The organism is Actinokineospora baliensis, from assembly GCF_016907695.1.
Lineage (GTDB): Bacteria > Actinomycetota > Actinomycetes > Mycobacteriales > Pseudonocardiaceae > Actinokineospora > Actinokineospora baliensis.
Window position 1 is genome coordinate 1,343,798 of record NZ_JAFBCK010000001.1, and the last position, 21,477, is coordinate 1,365,274.

Genomic DNA, 21,477 nt, shown 5'->3' on the forward strand with positions numbered 1-21,477 from the left:
GGTGGTGAGCACCGAATCCCTCCCCGCCCCGATCAACCCCCGGGACCTGCGGGTCTCCGACGCCGAACGCGAGCACGTCGTCGGCATCCTGCAGAAGGCCATCGGCCACGGGATGCTCACCCTCGACGAGTTCACCACCCGCACCGACACCGCCCTCGCCGCCAAGACCCGCGCCGAGCTCAACGCCGTGTTGGTCGACCTGGCAGGCGTCATCAACCGCGAGCCGGGCAGCCCGACCGCGATCCCGCCGCAGGAGTTCCGGTCGCGGATGTCGAGCATCAAGCGCGAGGGCCCGTGGCAGGTGCCGCGCGAGATGGTGGTGAACAACTGGATGGGCTCCAGCGAGTTCGACTTCACCGAGGCGGTCATCAACCACACCGAGGTCCGGATCGTCCTCGAGGTGACCGGCGGCTCGGTCGAGCTGCTGCTGCCGGAGAACGCCTCGTGCGACGCCAACGGTGTCGACGTCGTCGCGGGCAAGGTGGAGAACAAGGTCGGCGCCGGATCGGGCGGACCGAGGTTCGTGGTGACCGGACGGGTGAAAGCCGGGTCGGTGAAGGTGAAGCGCCCCAGCTACACCCGCATCGGGTCGCTGACCATCCGCAAGCCGTGGAAGATCAGCTGGGACACGTGAGCCCTGTGCAGCTCGGCTGACAACGCAGTGCGGAAAGTCCCGATGGACCCGGCGGCGTTGTCGGCACGAGACTCCCGCGCGGGGGTGTGCCACCCCGCCGCAGGGAGGACGAAGTGAAGGCTCTGGTCAAACCAGCCCCGGGTCCCGGGCTGGAACTGCTCGACGTGCCCGACCCGACCCCGGGTCCCGGCGACGTCGTGCTGCGGGTGCTGCGCACCGGCATCTGCGGGACCGACCTGCACATCGACGCCTGGGACGACTGGGCGGCCAACACCGTCAAGGCGCCGCTGGTGCTCGGGCACGAGTTCGTCGGCGAGGTCGTGGAGGTGGGCGCCGCGGTCACCAAGGTCGCGGTGGGCGACCTGGTCAGCGGCGAGGGGCACCTGGTGTGCGGCCGCTGCCGCAACTGCCGGGCCGGGCGGCGGCACCTGTGCGCGAACACCGTCGGCCTGGGGGTGCACACCAACGGGGCGTTCGCCGAGTACGCGGTACTGCCGGAGGGCAACGCCTGGGTGCACCGCCACCAGGTCGACCTGGACGTCGCGGCGATCTTCGACCCGTTCGGCAACGCGGTGCACACGGCGCTGCAGTTCCCGGTCCTGGGCGAGGACGTGCTGATCACCGGCGCGGGCCCGATCGGGCTGATGGCCGTGGCGGTCGCCAAGCACGCGGGCGCGCGGCACGTGGTCGTCACCGACGTGAGCGAGCCCCGGCTGGAACTGGCCCGCAAGATCGGCGCCACGGTCGCCCTCGACGTCAGCGCCACCCGGATCGCGGCGGTCTACGACGAGCTGTCCATGACCGAGGGCTTCGACGTGGGCATGGAGATGTCCGGCCAGCCGTCCGCGCTGCGCGAGATGATCACCAACATGACCCACGGCGGTCGGATCGCGATGCTCGGCCTGCCCGCCCGCGAGATCGCCGTGGACTTCAGCGCCGTGGTGCTCAAGATGATCACCATCAAGGGCGTGTACGGCCGGGAGATGTTCGAGACCTGGTACGCCATGTCGGTGCTGCTGCAGGCCGGGCTTGACCTCTCGCCGGTGATCACCCACCGGTTCCACCACACCGACCACGCCGAGGCGTTCGCCACCGCACGGGGCGGCGACTGCGGCAAGGTCATCCTCGACTGGGAGAGCTGATGTACGGCGCGATGCGCGAAGACCTGCGCGGCACCATCGACGAGATCCGCGCGGCCGGGCTCTACAAGTCGGAACGGGTCATCACCTCGCCGCAGCAGGCCGCGGTCCGCGTCGGCGGCCCCGAGCAGGTGCTCAACTTCTGCGCGAACAACTACCTGGGCCTCGCCGACCACCCGGCGCTGGTCGCGGCGGCCAAGAGCGCGCTCGACGAGTGGGGCTTCGGGATGGCCTCGGTGCGGTTCATCTGCGGCACCCAGGCGCCGCACAAGGAGCTGGAGGCGCGGATCTCGCGGTTCCTGGGCACCGAGGACACCATCCTCTACAGCTCCTGCTTCGACGCCAACGGCGGCCTGTTCGAGACGCTGCTGACCGACCAGGACGTGGTGATCTCCGACGAGCTCAACCACGCCTCGATCATCGACGGCATCCGGCTGTGCAAGGCGGCCCGCAAGCGCTACCGCAACCGCGACATGGCCGACCTGGAGCGGCAGCTCGCCGAGTCCGCCGACGCCCGCTACCGCCTCATCGCCACCGACGGCGTGTTCTCCATGGACGGGTACCTGGCCCCGCTGGATGAGATCTGCGACCTCGCCGAGCGCTACAACGCCCTGGTCATGGTCGACGACTCCCACGCCGTCGGCTTCATGGGCGCCACCGGCCGCGGCACCCCCGAACACTTCGGCGTCGGCGACCGCATCGACATCTACACCGGCACCCTCGGCAAAGCCCTCGGCGGCGCCAGCGGCGGCTACACCTCAGGCCGCGCCGAGATCGTCGAACTCCTGCGCCAGCGGTCCCGCCCGTACCTGTTCTCCAACTCGCTGGCCCCCTCCATCACCGGTGCCGCCCTGGCCGCCCTCGACCTGCTCGACTCCTCAGCGGACCTGCTCACCCGGCTGCGCGACAACAGCGCCCTGTTCCGCTCCCGCATGACTGAAGCCGGTTTCGACCTGCTCCCCGGCGAACACGCCATCATCCCGGTGATGATCGGCGACGCCGCCGAAGCCGCCAAGATGGCCGATCTCCTACTGGACCAGGGCATCTACGTCATCGGCTTCTCCTACCCCGTGGTCCCCCACGGCAAAGCCCGAATCCGCACCCAGATGTCAGCCGCCCACTCCACCGACGACGTCAACCGCGCCGTCGACGCCTTCATCGCCGCCCGCGACAAGATGGCCTGATCCATCGCGGGCTTCAAGATTGCGGGCAACACCGGCCGCGACCGACCCCGTCCAGACTGGACGAGGCAGGCTGGGGGTCAGCGCCTGGGAACAGGACGAGCCGAGTGCTCGCGGTCCCCGCAGGCGCTTCTACTGGCTCTGCCCCGACGGCCTCGGCGCCGCCCGTGCCCTCCTGCTGCAGCACAGGGGCGCAATCCGCCAGCGCACGGCCCCCGCCGCGCGTGACTTCGCGCCCCGACCGGCACCGGAGTGGAGGGGGTGTGGTCGCGCTAGCCGTGCCGATGGTGGTGGCCGAGTGCGGCGAGGTGTCGCCGTGGCTGGCCCGCGAGGTCCTCGGCTGGGCCGCCAGACGGTTGCGACCGCCGGACAAGGCCGCGCGCTATGCCGAGGAGTGGCTTGCCGACCTCGAGGAGGTGCCCGGCAAGCTCACCAAGCTCCTCTGGGCGATCGGCGTCGCCTTCCTGGGCGTGCTGCGCTTGCGCGAACCCAAGCCATCGCTGGACTGGACGCCGCGCCCGGTGACCAGCCCGTTCGCGACGGACTCCGTCTTCGGCCCGGGCCAGAGCCAGGCACCACAGATCACCACCACCCGGCCCCAAGGCACTCGACCGCCCCTGCGCCGGTACAGCACCCCAACCCGCACCTCCATCAACCACACCGAGTTCCCCGAGGGGGACTTCACCCCCCGTCGACGAGAGCCTCAACCGCCGCACCAGCCCCAGAACCCCGGCGAGTGCTTCTTCCACCGCTACTACGAGAAGTGGGGGGACAAGGTGCACATCCGGCGGTACCCGTACGGGGAAGACCCAGAGGCGGTGTACGGGGTCCCGCGCCGTGCATCGCCGCCGGTGATCGGCGACCGCTGATCAGGCACTATGTGCTGGTGATAGACCCTCGACGGCTGCGGGTACTGCGGGCTTTGGCCGACCACGGCACGGTGACGGCGGCGGCTCAGGCGTTGCACTTGAGTCCGTCGGCGGTGTCGCAGCAGTTGGCTTCGTTGGAGTCCGAGGTGCGGCAGGAGCTGCTGCGGCGCAAGGGGCGGCGGGTGTGGCTGACCTCGGCGGGGGAGCTGTTGGTGGAGCACGCCGACGCTGTGTTGGCGGAGTTGGACCGGGCTGAGGCGAGGCTGGCGGCGTTCGGCACGGGGGAGTTGGGGCAGGTGAAGGTCGCCGCGTTCGCGTCGGCGATCACGAACGTGGTGGCCCCGGCCATCGCTGCCCTGCGGTTGTCGGCTCCTGGGGTGACCGTTCTGGTGCGGGACGCGGAGGGGCAGGACAGCCTGCCGATGCTGCTGGACGGCGAGATCGACATCGCCATCGCCATGCACACAGGTCAGGCGCCTATAGAGCACCGGATCGTGTGGGACCACCTCTATACAGAGCCGTTCGATGCGGTGCTGCCGCCGGGGCATCCGTTGCTGGGGAGGGCAGAGGTAGCGCTGTCGGACCTGGCCGTCGAAGACTGGGTCGTTCCTCTGCCCGGCAATCCCTGCCGAGACGTTCTCCTCTTGGCGTGCGAGATGGCGGGCTTCACCCCGCGCGTGACTCACACCTCCGACGACTTCACCGCAGCGGCTGCTCTTGTCACCGCTGGGGTGGGCGTCGCTCTTATCCCGCGAACCGCTCTAGGCGGGATCTCCACCGAGCAGGTTGTGCCGGTGACACCGAATCCGCCCCACCGGCGCGTAGTCGCCGCCACGCGGCGGGGGCGGGAGACGCATCCTCTGTTGCAGATCGTGCGCAAGGCACTCGCAGAGGTCTGAGGCCTATAGGACACCGGCGTCGGTCGCTCGGGGGGCTACGCGACCGACGCCGGTGACACGCCCGGCTCGCGCCGGGGACTTGCGCACCCATGGGGTGCGTCACAACTGACGCACAGTGTGGCACTCCGGATCCGCTTGGCTACCCGATCGTTCACACTTGCGCACGTTCGCTATTGGCAACGGCCGCTGACTAGGCTTTATGCCGTGGGTGGCCTTGTTGTGGTAGTGGGCTCAGCGAACGCGGACCTGGTGGTTCCGGTGGGTCGGCGGCCGGGTCCCGGCGAGACGGTCCTCGGGGGTGACACCCGGGTGTTGCCCGGCGGCAAGGGCGCGAACACGGCCGTCGCGGCGGCTCGGCTGGGCGCCGGGGTGCGGTTCGCGGGGGCGGTCGGGTCCGACCAGTTCGGCGACTTGGTGCTGGCGTCGCTGGCCGAGGCCGGGGTGGACGTGGCCGGGGTGCGGCGGCCGGAGCAGCCGACCGGGCTCGCCTACATCGCGGTGACGCCGGACGGGGAGAACTCGATCATCGTGTCGCCGGGGGCGAACTCGCGGCTGCGGCCGGAGGACGTTCGGCTGGACGGGGCGTCAGTGCTGGTTGCTTCGCTCGAGGTACCGGTGCCGGTGGTCGAGCACGCGGTTCTGGCCGCCGAGCAGGCCGGGGTCCGGGTGGTGCTGAACCTGTCGCCGGTGGCGGTGCTGTCGCCGCGGGTGTTGGCCGTGCTGGACCCGCTCGTGGTCAACGAGCACGAGGCCGCCGCGTTGGGGAACCTGCTGGGTGCGCGTTCAGTGGTGGTCACCCGGGGTGCGCTCGGCGCGGATGTCGTGACCGCCAGCGGCACGATCACCGTGCCGGCGCCCAAGGTCGAGGTGGTCGACACGACAGGGGCGGGCGACGCCTTCGTAGGCGCGCTTGCAGCGGGGCTGGCCAACGGGGCACAGCTCGTTGACGCGGTAAGAGCTGCCGTGGAGGTCGCGTCGTTGTCAGTGACCCTGCCGGGAGCGCAGCCTCTTATCCCACACAAGCACGGATGAACAGGGCAGCCAACTCGCGGCCATAGGCCTCGTCGTCGGCTCCATCGATGCCATTGGCGATGGTCCGCGCCATGACTCTTACGTCGAAGTCGCGGAAGACGCCCTCGCGCTGCCCTTGCTGCAACTGGCGGGCGAGCCTGCCAGTGCGGAAGTCCTCTTGCACGGGAGCGAGGTCCGGCAGGCCAGCCGCGATCTCCCTGATCGCCTTGACCTGGTCGGGGTGGGTGCGCAGGAGGTCGACCTGCGACTCGATGTAGACGCGGAGCATGTCGACCCGGTCGGTCGTGCCGTCGAGGCGCTGGGTCATCTGCTCGTCGGCGGCGCCGACCGCGGTGATCAGGACGGCGAACATCAGGTCGTTCTTGTCCTTGAAGTGGTAGGAGATCAGCCGGGTGCTGCTCAGGCCCGCGTGCTCCACGATCCGGGCGAACGAGGTCCTGGCGTAGCCCAGGCGCGCGATCACCTCGGTCGCCGCCTCGGTGATCTGCTTGCGGCGGGCCGCCTCGGTCACTGTTACCTGCATGAGTAAAGAGTAACACGGCCGAGTAAATCGGGGGTCGGCGAAGATGGGCGGATGGACCTGCCTGACGTCTCGCTGCCCGACCACGGCGTGCCCCGCGAGGAGCTGTTCGCCGACCTGCGCGCCCGCAAGACCGCCGACGCCGACTGGCGCGGTGGCCGCACGTGGAGCCTGATCTACCCGGCAGGCGCGGACGTCGACGCGGTGATCCAGGAGGCCAACGGCCTGTACCTGCACGAGAACGCGCTCAACCCGTTCCGCTTCCCGTCGCTGGCCGACATGGAGCGCGAGGTCGTGGCCATGACCGCCGGGCTGCTCAACGCCCCGGCAGGCGCGTCGGGCTCGATGACCTCCGGCGGCACCGAGTCGATCATGCAAGCGATCCGGGTCGCCCGCGACCGGGCCCGCGCCGAACGCGGTGTCACCGCGCCGACCCTGGTCGTTCCCCGCTCCGCGCATCCGGCGTTCGCCAAGGGCGCCAAGTACTTCGGCCTGGAACTCGTCCAGATCCCCCTCGCCGCCGACCTCCGCGCCGACGTCACCGCGGCCGCTGACCTCATCGACGACCGCACCGCCCTAGTAGCGGGCTCAGCCCCCAACTACCCCCACGGCGTGGTCGACCCCATCCCCGAATTGGCCGCTATAGCCGCAGCCCGAGGCATCCCCTTCCACACCGACGCCTGCGTAGGCGGCTTCCTCCTGCCCTTCATGGACGACGCCCCACCCTTCGACTTCCGCATCCCCGGCGTCACCACGATCTCCGCAGACCTGCACAAGTACGGCTACGCCACCAAAGGCGCCTCAGTCCTCCTACACCGCAACGGCGACCACGTCCTCCAATACCAAGCCTTCCTCTACCAAGACTGGCCCGGCGGCCTCTATGGCTCGCTAGCCCTAGCAGGTGCCCGCCCCGCAGCCCCCATAGCAACCGCCTGGTCCGTAATGCGCTACCTAGGCACCTCCGGCTACACCCGGTTGGTAGGCCGAATCCTCGCCACAGCCGAGAAGATCCGCACCGGGATCACCTCCCTGGGCCTGACCCTCCTGGGCGACCCCGTCGCCTCCGTGATCGCCTTCACCGCCCCCAACATCATGTCTATAGGCGACCGGCTCGACGACCAGGGCTGGCACCTCGACCGCCAGAACCACCCGGACGCCCTGCACCTGATGGTCTCCCCCGAACACGACCGCGTGGTCGACCAGTTCCTGCACGACCTACGCGAAGCCGTCGACAACGCGGGCGAGTCCAGGGGAGTCCAAGCCAGGTACAGCTAGCCCGAGGTGTGCACTTCACCTTGCTATCCCGAACGCTCGATCGGTGAACCTGATCGGCCCGGGCGAACTGTTGCCACCGTTGACCGTGGTTCTGAGCTGTGTGGGCGCTTGGCCACGTGGCTGGTGCGCACTTCCCCATAGCCTTTGTCTAGGCCTGGAAACAGTGCCGGGCGGCCCCTCCGATGCGGAAGGACCGCCCAGCTCCGTCGGTGGTCACCCATTCACAGTGGGCATCCACCAAGCCACTCCAGGTCTGACTCCCACAGGGCGGCGGTACGCACTGACGGGCTGCCGCCGCCCTTCGTCAGCCAAGCGCAAGGAGCGACACCATGACCGTAGGTCCGCCTGACAACCCCTCGCCACCACCGAGCGACGAAAGGCAGACGACTGCGCCAGGGGTGACCAGTCTGGGTGAAGAAATCATCCTGAGCTGGGGCAACACCGCCAGGTTCGTCGTGGTTGTGGCCACTCTGGTCGGTGCGGCAGTGATACTCAGGGTTGACCTGCCAACCGTCCTGGCGCTCGTGAACGTCGCTCGTCCGTAGCCGGCGCTACCCACCGGCGGCGCAGCCCGCCGGTGGGTCCACCTCAGTTAGCCGACGCGTTCGAGTTCTCGGTTGTCTTCGGGGGTTTCGACTTCGGAGAGGCCCGCGCGTTCTTGGAGGCGGCGCAGGGGGGCGGGGGCCCACCAGGCGGCGTTGCCGAGGAGGCGGAGGGTGGCGGGGACCAGGAGCATGCGGACGATGGTGGCGTCGAGGATCAGGGCGACGATCATGCCGAGGCCGATGAAGCGCATGCTCTGCAGGGAGGACATGCCGAAGGCGCCGGTGACCACGCCGAGGAGCAGGGCGGCCGCGGTGATCATGCGGCCGGTGCGGAGCAGGCCGGTCTTGATCGCGTCCTGAGTGGACAGACCGGAGTGGCGGGCCTCGACCATCCGGGACAGCAGGAAGGTCTCGTAGTCGGTGGAGAGGCCGAAGACCACCGCGCCGATGAGGACCATCATCCCGGCCTGGGCCGGTTGCGGGGTCACGTCGAGCAGCCCGGCGCCGTGGCCCTCCTGGAACACGAACACCAGCACGCCGAAGGTGGCGGAGAGGCTGAGGGCGCTCATCACCACGGCCTTGACCGGCAGCAGCACCGACCCGAACGCCAGGAACATCAGCACCAGGGTGGCCAGCACCAGGATCCCGACCATCCACGGCACCCGGTCGACGATGCCGGTGACCGAGTCCGCGACCAGCGCCGGGAACCCGCCGACCATCACCTGCGCGGACGACGGCAGTGCGCGTAGGCCGTCGATCGCGGCGCGGGCTTCCGGCGAGGACGACTCGTTCTTCAGCGGCGCGGTCAGCAGCACCACGTTCTCGTTCGCGCCGCTGGGCACCGCGTCGGCGACCCCGGGGACCTGCTTGGCCGCCGCGACGAACGAGCCGATCTCGGCCTGGTCGGGGGTGCCGGGGAAGCGCAGGACGATCTTGACGGTGTCGTTGCCCGCCGCGGGGAAGTTGTTCGCGATCGCCTCGGCGGTCGCTCGGTGCGGGTCACCCGGCGGGAGTTGGCGTTCGTCGGCGCCGCCGAAGCGGGCGCTGCCGAAGGGGAGGGCGAGCAGCACCAGCACCGCGACGATCGGGACGACGAACAGCAGGGGGCGGCGCATGACGGCGTCGGCGACCTTGCCGAGGAAGCGCGGTTCCGGGCTGACCCTGCGGCGCCAGGGCAGCGACAGCTTGTCGACGCGGTGACCGAGGATGGCCAGCAGCGCGGGCAGGAGGGTGAGCGACACGATCGCGGCGATGGCGACGGCGGACATGCCGCCGTAGGCCATGGACTTGAGGAAGTCCATGGGGAACACCAGGAGCCCGGCGAGCGCGATCACCAGCAGCGTCGCCGAGAACGCCACGGTACGACCGGCGGTCGCCACTGTGCGCCGCACAGCGTCAGCGGGTGACAGCCCGGCGGCGAGTTCCTCGCGGAACCGGCCCACGGTGAACAGGCCGTAGTCGATTGCCATGCCGAGGCCGAGCAGGGTGGCCACGTTCACCGCGAACGTGTTGACCTCGAGTCCCAGGCTCAGCAACCGCAGCACACCCAGGGATCCGAAGATCGCCAGACCACCCACCAGCACCGGCAGCGCCGCCGCGACCAGGCTGCCGAAGATCAGCACCAGCAGGATCAGCGTGACCGGCAGCGAGATCGCCTCGGCCACCGCCAGGTCGGCGTTGGACCGCTCGGTCATCGCCTGCTCGGTCGGCACCTTCCCGCCCACCTGGGTGACGACCCCGGGCACCGGCAGCGCGTCCTTGATCACCGCGAACGCGTCCTGCCTGGCGTCGAAGGTGTCCCCGGCCAGGGTGATGGTCGCCATCGCCAGCTTCTTGTCCGGGCTGGCCAGCGCGGGCTGCTTGGTCGACCAGTAGTCGACCCGCGCCGCGACGGCCGAGCTCGGTAACGCGTCGAGCGCCGAGGTGACCCGTGCGGCGACCGCCGGGTCATCCACGTTCGGGGCGCCGTAGAGCACCACGACGTCGGCGGGCTTCTGCCCGAGTTCGTCTTCGATGATCCGGTTGACCTGCGACGATTCGCTCGCCGGGTCCTCGTAACCGCCCTGGGTCAGCTTGTCGAAGACACCGAGACCCCACAGGCCGCCACCGAGGGTGACGACCAAGGTGGCCACCAGTACCAGCCAGCGCCTACGGTGGAGCACTGATCCCCATGATGCGAACATTGAGCGATTCCTCCCGGGACGCCGCAGTGCACACGCGGCCATCGGGAGGCCGGTAAACACCGTTCACTCGTTGGGGTCACACTACGGTGGAGTTAACGGCGTTCACAAGAGCACGGGGTAGTCAGATGACGCAGGCCACACGCCGCGACCGGGACCGGGCGGCCACCGACCGGGAGATCCGCCAGCACGCACGGTCGCTGCTGGTCAACGACGGACCGGCGGCGGTCACGTTGCGCGCCATCGCCAGGGAGCTGGGCATCACCGCCCCCGCGCTCTACCGCTACTACGACTCGCGCGAGGACCTGCTCGAGCACCTGCGCACCGACGTGTGCGACGACCTGACCGTCGAACTGGGCAACGACCTGGTGGAGATCGCCGAGACCGACAACGTCGGTCAGGTGCTGGCCATCTGCCGGGGCTTCCGCGGCTGGGCGTTGGCGCACCCGCAGGAGTTCGCCCTGGTGTTCGCCTCCCCGGCGGCCACGGGCGCGTACTGCCCGGTCACCACGCCGGGGACCGCGAAGGACTCGTTCGGGCGGATCTTCCTCACCGTCGCGGGCCGGGTGCTGGCCAACGGACTGCCCATCACCCGACCCGGCGTCGACGTCCCCGACGCCCTCGTGCCCGACCTGACCACCTTCCGCGACGAACTGCTGAGCACCATCGCCGAGTCCGGCGTCAACCTCAGCCCCGACCAGCTCGGCGTGGACACCGCCTACGTCATGCTGCAGTTCTGGGTGCGCCTCTACGGCCAGGTGGCGTTGGAGGTGTTCGGCCAGTTCCCGTTCCCGGTCACGGACCCGACACCGCTGTTCGAGTCCATGCTGGCCGACCTCATCTCCGACGTCGGGCTCTAGACGGCCGCTCTAGACGACGATGTTCACCAGCCGCCCCGGCACCACGATGAACTTCTTCGGCTTGGCACCACCAACGGCCGCGGCCACCTTCTCGTCGGCCAGCGCGGCCGCCTTCACCTCGTCCTGCGACGCACCCGCCGCCACCGTCACCCGGCCGCGGACCTTGCCGTTGACCTGGACCGGGTACTCCACGGTGTCCTCGACCAGGTAGCGGTCGACGGCGATGGGGAACGGCCCGTGCGCCAGCGACTCGACCCCGCCCAGCTTCGCCCACAGCTCCTCGGCGATGTGCGGGCACAGCGGCGCCAGCATCTGCACCAGCGGCACCGCGACCGCCCGCGGCGCACCGTCGGGGAAGGTCTTGGTGACGTAGTTGTTCAGCTCGATCAGCTTGGCGCCCGCGGTGTTGTAGCGCAGGTTCGCGTAGTCCTCGTGCACCCCGGCGATCGCCTTGTGCAGCGCGCGCAGCGTGGTCTCGTCCGGCTCGTCCTCGCTGACCCGCAGCTCACCGGTCTCCTCGTCGACCAGGTTGCGCCATACGCGCTGCAGGAACCGCTGCGCGCCAACGACGTCCTTGGTCGCCCATGGCCGCGAGACGTCCATAGGGCCCATCGACATCTCGTACAGGCGGAAGGTGTCGGCGCCGTAGGTCTCGCACATCTCGTCCGGCGTGACGACGTTGCGCAGGCTCTTACCCATCTTCCCGTACTCCTGGCGGACTTCCTTGCCGTCGTAGAAGAACTTGCCGTCCTTCTCGACAACCGCCGAGGCGTCGACGTACACGCCGCGCTCGTCGGTGTAGGCGAACGCCTGGATGTACCCCTGGTTGAACAGCCGCCTATAGGGCTCCTCGCCGGAGACCTCGCCCAGGTCGAACAGCACCTTCTGCCAGAACCGCGCGTACAGCAGGTGCAGCACGGCGTGCTCGACGCCGCCGATGTACAGGTCGACGCCGCCGGGGTCGCCGGGGGAGCGCGGGCCCAGCCAGTAGCGCTCGTTCTCCGGCTCGACGAACCGGGCGCCGTCGGTCGGGTCGACGTAGCGCAGCTGGTACCAGCACGACCCGGCCCAGTTGGGCATGGTGTTGGTGTCGCGGCGGTAGGTCTTGGGGCCGTCGCCCAGGTCCAACTCGACCTCGACCCAGTCGCCCGCGCGCGACAGCGGCGGCGACGGGACGGTGTCGGCGTCCTCGGGGTCGAACGTCCTGGGCGAGTAGTCGTCGACCTCGGGCAGCTCGATCGGCAGCATGCTCTCCGGCAGCGCGATGGCAGTGCCGTCCGCGTCGTAGACCACCGGGAACGGCTCGCCCCAGTACCGCTGGCGGGAGAACAGCCAGTCGCGCAGCTTGTACTGGATGGTGCCGTGGCCGTGGCCCTGCTCCTCCAGCCAGCCGATGATCCGCGCCTTCGCCTCGGCGATGCCCAGCCCGTCCAGGAACCCGGAGTTGATCGCCGGACCCTCGCCGGTGAACGCCTCACCCTCGAAGCCCTCGGTCGGCTCGACGGTGCGGATCACCGGCAGGCCGAACGCGGTCGCGAAGTCCCAGTCGCGCTGGTCCTGGCCGGGGACGGCCATGATCGCGCCGGTGCCGTAGCCCATCAGCACGTAGTCGGCGATGAACACCGGCACCTGGGCGCCGTTGACCGGGTTGGTCGCGTACGCGCCGGTGAAGACGCCGGTCTTCTCCTTGTTCTCCTGGCGGTCCAGGTCCGACTTCATCGACGCCGCGTGCCGGTACGCCGCGATCGCCGCACCGGGGGTCGCCGCCCCCGCGGTCCACCGGCTGTCCACATCGGACGGCCACTCGGCCGCGGCGATCTCGTCGACCAGCGGGTGCTCCGGGGCCAGCACCATGTAGGTGGCGCCGAACAGCGTGTCCGGCCGGGTGGTGAACACCTCGATGCCGCGCTCGCCGACCGCGAACCGGACCCGGGCGCCGTGCGAGCGGCCGATCCAGTTGCGCTGCATGGCCTTGACCTTGTCCGGCCAGTCCAGCCGGTCCAGGTCGTCGATCAGCCGGTCGGCGTAGGCGGTGATCCGCATCATCCACTGGCGCAGGTTCCGGCGGAACACCGGGAAGTTGCCGCGCTCGCTGCGCCCGTCCGCGGTGACCTCCTCGTTGGAGATCACCGTGCCCAGGCCGGGCACCCAGTTCACCGGCGCGTCGGACAGGTACACCAGCCGGTGCTCGTTCAGCACGCCTTGGCGCTCGGCGTGCGACAGCTCCGCCCACGGCCGCCCGTCCGGGGTCGGCCGCTCACCGGAGTCGAACTGGGCCACCAGCTCGTCGATCGGCCGCGCCTTGCCCGCGTCGGCGTCGTACCAGGAGTTGAAGATGCGCAGGAAGATCCACTGCGTCCAGCGGTAGTACTCCGGGTCGATGGTGGAGATCCGGCGGCGCTCGTCGTGGCCCAGGCCCAGGCGGCGGATCTGGCGCAGGTAGGTGCTGATGTTCTCGTCGGTGGTCTTGCGCGGGTGCTGCCCGGTGGACACCGCGTGCTGCTCGGCGGGCAGGCCGAAGGCGTCGAAGCCCATGGTGTGCAGGACGTTGCGGCCGTTCATCCGGTGGTAGCGGGCGAACACGTCGGTGCCGATGAACCCCAACGGGTGACCGACGTGCAGCCCGGCGCCGGAGGGGTACGGGAACATGTCCTGCACGAACAGCTTGTCCTCGGGCACCGGGCCCGCCAGCGGCCCGACCGGGTTCGGCGCGTGGTAGGTGCCGTGCTGCTCCCAGTGGTCCTGCCAGCGCCGCTCGATGCGACCGGCCAGCGCCGCGGTGTACCGGTGGCCCGGCTGCTCGTCACTCATGGTGGAAACGTCCCTCTCGCGCTCTAGTCCCGGTCCTGTCCAAGAAAGCGAAAACCCCCCAGGCCCGATGGGCATGGAGGGTTGCCGCGCTCACCACCGAGGTGGTCAGCGCGGCTGACTAAGGAGCAGGCGGGCTGTGCTCATGGTGCGAGTTTACCCCACCCGGTCCACGTCGTTTCGCCGACGCGCTAGAGCCGGACCGCGAGCGCCACCACCTGGGTGACCTGGGTCGCGCTGAAGTTGTCGTCGCTGACCAGCAGCAACGACCGCTCGCCGGTGCGCAGCCGGGGACCCCACGTGATGCCCTCGATGTTGTCCACAGTGGACAGGCCGAGGTCGGCCAGGTCGACCAGCAGCCGCTTGCGCACCGGCCGCACCCCGCTCGGGTCGGCCAGGTCGCGGTTGGCCACGTTGGTCGCGCCGGTCGTGTCGACCTCGAAGACGCGGACCTTGTTGCCGACACCGGTCACGAACGAGCGCTCCACGACCAGGAACCGGGTCGGGTCCAGCGGGTCGACCGCCAGGATCGAGGTGACCCCGGTGGAGGCGAACCCGGTCGACGGGTTCGGCTTGGCGAACACCGGCTCCTCCGGGTAGGCGTACTGCGCGAGCTGGTGGCCCGCCCGGGTCTGCACCACGATCCGGGTCAACGCGCCGCGCTCGGTCGTGGCGTCCGGGCCGTCCTGCAGCAGCGGGCCCTCGACGGTGGAGACGACCAGGGCACCCGCGGCGGCGTAGGTCAGGCCCTCCAGGACCAGGTTCTGCCGCGGCCCCCGGTCGGCGGTCATCTTGAGGTTCGCGGGCAGCGGCAGCTCGCGGGCGAAGCGGCCGTCGCGCTTGGCGGTGCGGATCGAGGGGTCGATGAGCAGGTTCGGGCGGCGCTCGCCCTCCTGGCTCCAGGTGTAGTCGCCGGTCCACGGGTCGACCCGGATGTCCTCGGGGTCCACGGTGGTGCCGTCCCCGGTCGACAGCGGCGGGTAGGTCTTGCCGTCGGGGCGCAGCAGCGGGCTGGTGCCGGTGAACTCGACCGGGCCGATGCCGGTCGCGGTGACGTCGATGCGGGCGGTGTAGAACCGGGCGGGCTGCCGGTCCGAGCGGTCGTCGCTGATCAGGACGTACCCGCCGGTGCGCGGGTCGCGGTCGATGCCGGACAGGCCGCCGACCGTGGTGCCCTGGAAGACCAGCGCGTTGGGGACGGTCCGCTCACCGATCAGGCGGACCTTCTGCGGGTGGGCCGCCGCGGGCACGGCGAGCACAGCGGCCGCGACGGCGGCGGCACAGAGAGCAGCTGAGGCGCGAGACATGACGGGTAGCACACCGCACCAGGGTGTCCGCCGAGTGGCGATCCGACGACCTCTTACCATCTGGACGTGAACCTCGTGCCGCTCGCGCCCCTGGTGGCCGGCCTCCCGCTCCTCGTCCTGGGTTTCCTCGGCCTCACCGAGCGCCTCCCGCGCAACCGCTTCGGCGGTGTCCGCACCCCCGCGAGCCTGCGCAGCCCCGAGGCGTTCCGCACCGCCAACAAGGTCGCGGGCCTGCCCACCCTGGTCGCGGGCCTGGTCGGCGTCCTCGGCGCCGCGGCCGGGTTCGCCCTGGAGAGCACGGCCGCGGTACTGACGGTCTCGGTCATCGCGGTGATCGGCCTCGCCGTGATCACCCTCGCCGCGGGCGTCCTGGGCAACCGGGCCGCAGAGGCCGTCCCGGAGCCCAAGCCCGCGGTGCCCGCAGGCTGCGCGGGCTGCCAGTGCGGCACATGTGACGTGCTGACCCGCTCTTAGGTCGGCTTGCGCACCAGCCCTGTATAGGCAGCGACGGCGAGCGTGGCCAGTCCCCACACCAGCGCCTGGAGCACCCACAGCACGTAGGTGAACAGCTGCCCCCAGCGCGTATCGGTGGCCAGGTCGCAGCGCGCCCGCAGCCCCGTGGCACCGAGCGGCAACCCGCGGTCGATGCCAAGACCGATCAACTCCGCGGTCGAACACGGCACCCCAGCATTGGCGGGCAGGACCCGCTCGGCCGCCAAGTGCCCCGGCCGCGTACTGACCTGCCCCGCCACATACCCAGCGGCACCGGCCAACGCGAGAACAGCGACCAAGACGGTCACGAGCCGGTGGGCGCGGTACCCGTAGTTCCCCAGCCACCCCCACAACCAGTGCCGCCACCGCGCGAACCGCCCACCAAGCGCCTCCGGCGCGCGTCGCCTCAAGTCCTCCTGCTGCGCGATGAGCACTTGGCGCGCGTTGCTGTCATGCCCCGCGAGCCGTTCGACAGCGGCGAGCTGCTGGTACGGCTGGGGCGAGTAGCTCCCGGTGTGGTGAACCAACACGTGCAACCACTGCCGCCAGGACATCAATCCCAACGTGGCGAAGACGAACTCCCGAACGTCCAACTGCCTGCCCGCGTTCGGACACGACCGGCGACCGTCCTCCTCGCTCGGGCACACCACAGCGAGCGGCAGCCCCAACGTGCCCTTGACCTGCGCCTCAAGGAACAACACGAGCGGTCCGCGCCCGTTCTCGATCCGCAGACCGTGCATGTCCACCTGCCCACCGATGGTCGCGCCGAGCAACCACAGCGCGGCCCGCTCGCCCCTCCCGGTGAGGTTGGCCCCACGCAGCGAGAGGTGGCCTCCCACGTGAAGGCGGTCGCCGTTCACAGCCGTGCCGTCGTCATTGGTGACCTGCAAGCCGGAGGAGTTGAACTCACCGGTGATGTGGGCGTCATGCAGGCGAATCGCCCCGAGGACGCCGTGGCCGACGGCGGTGACATCGGTGAAGTACAGGTTGTTCCCGGTCCGAATCCGGTCTGCCGACAGTGCCGGGCCGCTTTCGTTGCGGATGGTCGCGCCCACCAGGTTGAGCGCACCGCCGACTTGGGCGTCGAGCATCCGTGCGGCCCCCAACTCACCCGAGCCGGTTACCGCGGCCTGCCTGAGGAACAAGTTGTTGCCAACACGCAAGCTATCGAAATGCAGTGCGGGCCCACCATGGTTGGTGGCCGTGAGGCGGTCAAGCACGAGCGAAATGCCGATCGTCGCCGCCATCATCCGCACGGCCCCCAGCCCGCCCGAACCTGTCACCCTGGCTTCTCTGAGGAACACGTCGCCGCTGCAGTGCATGCGCTCCAAGTGCAGTGCGGGCCCGCTGCTGTTCGTGACGGTGGAGTTGTTGAGTTCGAGCCCACCGCCGAGCGTGGCTGCCATCATTCGCACGGCCGCAGCCTCACCTGAACCCATCATCGTGGCTTTCCTGAGGAACACGTGGCCGCCTACGTGCGAGGCTTCGAGATCCACTGCGGGCCCACTGCTGTTGGTGACGCTGGCGTCGTCGAGGCCGAGCTCACCGCCGATCCTCGCGGCCCTCATGCGCACGGCCCCGACCTGACCAGCTCCTGTGAGTCTCGCGCCGGTCAGGACCGCGGTGCTGTCGACGCGCATCGCGAAGGCCTGCACCGCAGGTCCGGTGGCGTTGGTGATGGTGGCGCGTTCGAGCAGCAGTTGCCCACCGATGTGGGCGTCGATCAGGTTCACCGCTCCAGCCAGGCCGCGGGTGTCGATCACGATGTCGCGCAGGAACAGGTTGCCGTCGGTGTGTAGGCCCTCGGCCCGTAAACCCGCCAAGCGGCTGTCACCGAGGTCGATCTCCCCCAGCCGGGCGTGCCTGCACGAGATCCCTCCCGCGATCAGGCAGTCGCGGAGCACCAATCGGGTGCGGGCCGTGACGTAGTCCAGGTCCAGCATCCCGACGACCGTGGCGCCGACGACGCGGACGCCCCGTGGGTCAAGATCGCCGTGTACTCCCAGCAGCAACTGCCTGATCAGCTCTGCCCGCACCTCACCGACTGCCGAATCGACCTCCGCCCCACTGCGCGCGGCGTCGACGACCACCTGCTCGTACGGGGTCAGTTCACCGAGATCGGCCACACCGGCAGTGTCGATCACCGCCGGTCTGGCGTGACGTCAGTTCTCCCGGACGTCACCGGGATGTGTGGCCAGCAACGCGAGTGGCATGCCCTGGCGGCGCAGGACCCGACCCCAGAGATCTTCGTCGGCGGGGGCCACGACGTCGCCGGGGAGGGCGGGGACGACGATCCAGTCGCCTCGGTCGATCTCGCCTGCCAACTGGCCCACGTCCCAGCCGGAGTAGCCGGCGAAGACCCGGAGGCCGCGGAACTTCGGGGCCAAGGCGTCGGGGTCGGCGTCGAGGTCGACCAGGGCGACCGGACCGCGGACGCCGATCAGGCCGCGGACGCCGTCGACGGCGACGCCGGTGCGCATGGCGGCCAGGCACAGGGCCGTCTTCTGCTCGACCGGGCCGCCGACGTAAACGGCACCCGGTTGGGTGACGTGCGGGCCCCAGTTCGGCAGCACGTCGTCCACCGGGACGTCACTCGGCCGGTTCAGCACGACGCCGAGCGTGCCTTCGCCGCGGTGATCGATCACGTAGACCACGGTGCGGCGGAAGTTGCTGTCGAGCAGGCTGGGCGCCGCTACCAGCAGCGTCCCCGGTTCGACGTCGACATCGGACGGCACGGTGACATGATCCCATCCGGAGGGGGACCGCCGGGACCGGACTTGCCAGCCGGGAACATCCCGGTCGGTCCGCGCGTTGGATACAGCGGTCGGCGCCTTCGTGTCCCCCGGGCTCAACTAGAACCGCCTTCGTGGAATACCGCTCGGCTGGAGCCACGTCGCGCAACTCGCCGTGAGGCGACCGGGTGTCGGCCAGGATGGGCGGCCCTTTCGGGGGCCGCCCATCCCTATAGGCTCAGCCGTCGTGAGCACGGCCCGAACCGACTCTGAGCACGAGGCCCACCACACGCGGATCGGGCCCCGGGCCTTGCTGACCCGTGACGGGTTCCGCAGGCTGCTGTTCACCCGCTTCTCCGCCCAGTGGGGCGACGGTCTCTTCCAGGCCGGGCTCGCCGGTGCGGTCCTGTTCAACCCCGAGCGCGAGGCCGATCCGCTGGCGATCGCCGCCGGGTTCACCGCGCTGCTGCTGCCGTACTCGCTGATCGGTCCCTTCGCGGGTGCGCTGCTGGACCGGTGGGACCGCCGCCGGGTCTTGGTCGTCGCGAACGTCGTGCGCGGGGTGCTCATCGCGACCGCTGCCGTGGCGGTCGGCGCGGGGGCGGGCGGGGCGACCTTGTTCACGCTGGCCTTGGTCGCCATCGGGGTCAGCAGGTTCATCAATTCGGGTCTTTCTGCGGCGCTGCCGCACGTGGTCCCCGTCCGCAACCTGATCGAGGCCAACGCGTTGGCGACCACGCTCGGCGCGGTCATCGCCGTCTTGGGCGCGGGGTGCGCGGTCGGGCTGCGCGCGGTCTTCGGTGACGACAACATCGGCTCGGGGATCACCACGGCCGTCGCGTGCCTCGGGTCCGCCGGGTCGGCGTGGTTCGCGATCCGGTTCGCCAAGGGCGCGCTCGGACCGGACGAGGTCGACGAACCCCGGCAGACCATGGTCGCCGTGGCCCGCGGCCTGTTCGACGGGGGCAGGGCCGCGATCAAGACGCCCACCGTGTTCGCCGGGTTCGTCGCCCTGCTCGCGCACCGGATGGCGTTCGGCGTGGCGTTGCTGCTGACCGTGTTGCTCGCCCGGTTCCGCTTCGCCGCGGGTCTCGGCGGGTTGAGCCAGGTGATCGCCCTGGTCGGGGTGGGAATCCTGCTCGCGGGCCTGGTCACCGCGCGGATCGTGGCCGCCGTCGGCAGGCGTCGGACACTGGCCGGGGGCCTGGTGCTCGGTGCCGTTTCCATCGTCGCGTTCGGCCTGCCGCTGACCATGCCGACCACGCTCATCGCCGCGCTGCTGATCTCCTTCGCGGGCCAGCTGGTGAAGCTGTGCGTGGACGCGGCCGTGCAGCGCGACATCGGCGACGAGCTGCGCGGCCGGGTCTTCGCCCTCTACGACACGCTGGTCAACGTGGCCCAGGTCGTCGCGCTTGCCCTCGCCGCCCTGGTCGTGGCCCCGGACGGGGCGTCACCCGGGCTGATCCTCGCCGCCGGGGGCTGCTACCTCGTCGGACTCGGCGGCTTCGCCCTCGCCAGCCGCTCCTAGTCCCTGGGTGCGGGCCCAGGACCGCAGCGCGGCCACCGCGTCGTCGTACTCCAGCGGCCCCTGGTCCAGGCGCAGTTCCTTGAGGAACGACCACGCCTTGCCCACCAGTGGGCCCGGCGGGATGTCGAGCAGTCGCATGATCTCGTTGCCGTCGAGGTCGGGCCGCACCCGCGCCAGGTCCTCCTCGGCGGCGATCCGGGCGATCCGCTCCTCGAGCCCGTCGTAGGTGCGCTGCAGCGCGCCCGCCTTGCGCCGGTTGCGGGTGGTGCAGTCGGCCCGGACCAGCTTGTGCAGCCGGGGCAGCAGGTCACCGCCGTCGGTGACGTAGCGGCGGACCGCCGAGTCGGTCCACTCGCCCTTGCCGTAGCCGTGGAACCGCAGGTGCAGGAACACCAGCCGGGAGACGTCCTCGGTGATCTCCTTCGAGTACCGCAACGCCCGCAAGCGCTTTCGGACCAGCTTGGCGCCGACCACCTCGTGGTGGTGGAAGCTCACCCCGCCGCCGGGCACGTGCCTGCGGGTGTCCGGCTTGCCGATGTCGTGCAACAGCGCCGCCAACCGCAGCACCAGGTCCGGGCCGTCCTTCTCCAACGCGATCGCCTGGTCGAGCACCACGAGCGAGTGCTCGTAGACGTCCTTGTGCTGGTGGTGCTCGTCGATCTCCAACCGCATCGCGGGCACCTCGGGCAGCACGTGCGCGGCCAACCCGCTGTCGACGAGCAACTCGACCCCGAGCCGGGGGTGCGCGCCGCACAGCAGCTTCGACAGCTCCGCCTGCACCCGCTCCGCGGTGATCCGCTCGATCTCGCCAGCCATGTCGTGCAGCGCCGAGAGCACCCGGGGCGCGCAGGTGAAGCCGAGCTGGCTGACGAACCGCGCGGCGCGCAGCATCCGCAGCGGGTCGTCGGCGAAGGACTCCTGCGGGGTGGCAGGCGTGTCGAGCACCCGGTTGGCCAGCGCGTCGAGCCCGTCGTGCGGGTCGATGAACTGCCTGGTCGACAGGTCGATGGCCATCGCGTTGACGGTGAAGTCGCGGCGCACCAGGTCGGCCTCGATGGAGTCGCCGAAGCGGACCTCGGGGTTGCGGCTGACCCGGTCGTAGGCGTCGGAGCGGAACGTGGTGATCTCGCACTGCGCGCCGTGCTTGGCCGCCCCGACCGTGCCGAACGCGATGCCGGTGTCCCAGATCGCGTCCGCCCAGCCTGTGACGATCTTCATGATCTCCGGCGGGCGGGCGTCGGTGGTGAAGTCGAGGTCGTTGCCGAGCCTGCCGAGCATCGCGTCGCGGACGCTGCCGCCGACCAGGTAGAGCCGGTGCCCGGCTGCGGCGAACCGGCTGGCGAGGTCGTCGGCGACCGGGGAGACCCGCAGCAGTTCGACGACGGCGTTGCGCGCGGCATTGGTGGTGGCGGACGTTCGAGACACGATGGACGAGCGTAACCGTTGTGCCGCGGCGCCGACTCGCACGCCCGTCCC

At 70.3% G+C, this 21,477-nt stretch carries 17 protein-coding genes; 10 read left to right on the forward strand and 7 right to left on the reverse strand.

Annotation, left to right across the window (positions count from 1 at the left end; genetic code table 11):
* Positions 1-4 precede the first annotated feature (4 nt).
* The 6 genes from JOD54_RS06225 (at position 5) to JOD54_RS06250 (ending at position 5,754) form a co-directional block, all read left to right on the forward strand.
* Positions 5-634 carry a DUF1707 SHOCT-like domain-containing protein gene (locus tag JOD54_RS06225; protein ID WP_204449619.1) on the forward strand — a complete coding sequence of 210 codons (630 nt, stop codon included), beginning with the start codon at positions 5-7 and terminating at the stop codon, positions 632-634.
* Between the two features lie 113 nt (positions 635-747).
* Positions 748-1,776, forward strand: coding sequence for an L-threonine 3-dehydrogenase (gene tdh / locus JOD54_RS06230; protein WP_204449620.1), 1,029 nt, complete (start codon positions 748-750; stop codon positions 1,774-1,776).
* Positions 1,776-2,957, forward strand: a complete 1,182-nt coding sequence (locus JOD54_RS06235) for a glycine C-acetyltransferase (RefSeq protein ID WP_204449621.1) — start codon at positions 1,776-1,778, stop codon at positions 2,955-2,957. Before tdh ends, JOD54_RS06235 begins: the two co-directional genes overlap by 1 nt.
* 260 nt (positions 2,958-3,217) lie before the next feature.
* Positions 3,218-3,823: a hypothetical protein gene (locus tag JOD54_RS06240; RefSeq protein WP_204449622.1), complete on the forward strand. Its 606-nt coding sequence runs from the start codon at positions 3,218-3,220 to the stop codon at positions 3,821-3,823.
* A gap of 17 nt (positions 3,824-3,840) precedes the next feature.
* Entirely contained in the window at positions 3,841-4,722 is an 882-nt protein-coding gene (locus JOD54_RS06245; protein ID WP_204449623.1) for a LysR family transcriptional regulator, read from the forward strand.
* Positions 4,723-4,926: 204 nt separating this feature from the next.
* Positions 4,927-5,754 carry a ribokinase gene (locus tag JOD54_RS06250; protein WP_204449624.1) on the forward strand — a complete coding sequence of 276 codons (828 nt, stop codon included), beginning with the start codon at positions 4,927-4,929 and terminating at the stop codon, positions 5,752-5,754.
* Here the strand turns inward: JOD54_RS06250 and JOD54_RS06255 are convergent.
* The gene (locus tag JOD54_RS06255; RefSeq protein WP_204449625.1) at positions 5,732-6,277 is read right to left on the reverse strand and encodes a TetR/AcrR family transcriptional regulator; all 546 of its coding nucleotides are present in this window, start codon (positions 6,275-6,277) and stop codon (positions 5,732-5,734) included. The two genes, JOD54_RS06250 and JOD54_RS06255, sit on opposite strands and share 23 nt — an antisense overlap.
* A 51-nt stretch (positions 6,278-6,328) precedes the next feature.
* On the opposite strand from JOD54_RS06255, the gene JOD54_RS06260 reads away from it, so the two are divergent.
* On the forward strand, positions 6,329-7,549 hold the full coding sequence (locus tag JOD54_RS06260) for a pyridoxal phosphate-dependent decarboxylase family protein (protein WP_204449626.1): 1,221 nt from the start codon (positions 6,329-6,331) through the stop codon (positions 7,547-7,549).
* 592 nt (positions 7,550-8,141) lie between these two features.
* Here JOD54_RS06260 and JOD54_RS06265 read toward each other — a convergent pair.
* Entirely contained in the window at positions 8,142-10,256 is a 2,115-nt protein-coding gene (locus JOD54_RS06265; RefSeq protein ID WP_307859862.1) for an MMPL family transporter, read from the reverse strand.
* A 146-nt stretch (positions 10,257-10,402) separates the two neighbouring features.
* Between JOD54_RS06265 and JOD54_RS06270 the strand changes: the two genes are divergently transcribed.
* Positions 10,403-11,134, forward strand: coding sequence for a TetR/AcrR family transcriptional regulator (locus JOD54_RS06270; protein WP_204449628.1), 732 nt, complete (start codon positions 10,403-10,405; stop codon positions 11,132-11,134).
* A gap of 9 nt (positions 11,135-11,143) precedes the next feature.
* Here JOD54_RS06270 and leuS read toward each other — a convergent pair whose 3' ends face one another.
* Complete coding sequence (leuS, locus tag JOD54_RS06275) at positions 11,144-13,945, reverse strand: leucine--tRNA ligase (RefSeq protein ID WP_204449629.1); 2,802 nt, start codon at positions 13,943-13,945, stop codon at positions 11,144-11,146.
* A gap of 188 nt (positions 13,946-14,133) precedes the next feature.
* Positions 14,134-15,249, reverse strand: coding sequence for an esterase-like activity of phytase family protein (locus JOD54_RS06280; RefSeq protein WP_204449630.1), 1,116 nt, complete (start codon positions 15,247-15,249; stop codon positions 14,134-14,136).
* Between the two features lie 66 nt (positions 15,250-15,315).
* Between JOD54_RS06280 and JOD54_RS06285 the strand changes: the two genes are divergently transcribed.
* Positions 15,316-15,723: an SdpI family protein gene (locus tag JOD54_RS06285; RefSeq protein ID WP_204449631.1), complete on the forward strand. Its 408-nt coding sequence runs from the start codon at positions 15,316-15,318 to the stop codon at positions 15,721-15,723.
* Here JOD54_RS06285 and JOD54_RS06290 read toward each other — a convergent pair.
* Positions 15,720-17,867: a hypothetical protein gene (locus tag JOD54_RS06290; RefSeq protein WP_204449632.1), complete on the reverse strand. Its 2,148-nt coding sequence runs from the start codon at positions 17,865-17,867 to the stop codon at positions 15,720-15,722. The two genes, JOD54_RS06285 and JOD54_RS06290, sit on opposite strands and share 4 nt — an antisense overlap.
* 36 nt (positions 17,868-17,903) lie before the next feature.
* On the reverse strand, positions 17,904-18,476 hold the full coding sequence (locus JOD54_RS06295) for a YqgE/AlgH family protein (RefSeq protein ID WP_204449633.1): 573 nt from the start codon (positions 18,474-18,476) through the stop codon (positions 17,904-17,906).
* A gap of 244 nt (positions 18,477-18,720) precedes the next feature.
* Here JOD54_RS06295 and JOD54_RS06300 point away from each other — a divergent pair, with 244 nt between their 5' ends.
* Positions 18,721-20,001: an MFS transporter gene (locus tag JOD54_RS06300; RefSeq protein ID WP_372440270.1), complete on the forward strand. Its 1,281-nt coding sequence runs from the start codon at positions 18,721-18,723 to the stop codon at positions 19,999-20,001.
* Here JOD54_RS06300 and JOD54_RS06305 read toward each other — a convergent pair.
* A complete protein-coding gene (locus tag JOD54_RS06305; RefSeq protein ID WP_204449634.1) occupies positions 19,924-21,426 on the reverse strand; it encodes a CCA tRNA nucleotidyltransferase in 1,503 nt (500 codons plus the stop codon). The genes JOD54_RS06300 and JOD54_RS06305 overlap by 78 nt on opposite strands.
* Positions 21,427-21,477 lie beyond the last annotated feature (51 nt).

Coding starts and splice junctions, on each gene's coding strand:
- JOD54_RS06260 (WP_204449626.1), top strand. CDS start 6,329: ATGGACCTGCCTGACGTCTCGCTGCCCGACCACGGCGTGCCCCGCGAG.
- JOD54_RS06280 (WP_204449630.1), bottom strand. CDS start 15,249: ATGTCTCGCGCCTCAGCTGCTCTCTGTGCCGCCGCCGTCGCGGCCGCT.
- JOD54_RS06235 (WP_204449621.1), top strand. CDS start 1,776: ATGTACGGCGCGATGCGCGAAGACCTGCGCGGCACCATCGACGAGATC.
- JOD54_RS06270 (WP_204449628.1), top strand. CDS start 10,403: ATGACGCAGGCCACACGCCGCGACCGGGACCGGGCGGCCACCGACCGG.
- leuS (WP_204449629.1), bottom strand. CDS start 13,945: ATGAGTGACGAGCAGCCGGGCCACCGGTACACCGCGGCGCTGGCCGGT.
- JOD54_RS06255 (WP_204449625.1), bottom strand. CDS start 6,277: ATGCAGGTAACAGTGACCGAGGCGGCCCGCCGCAAGCAGATCACCGAG.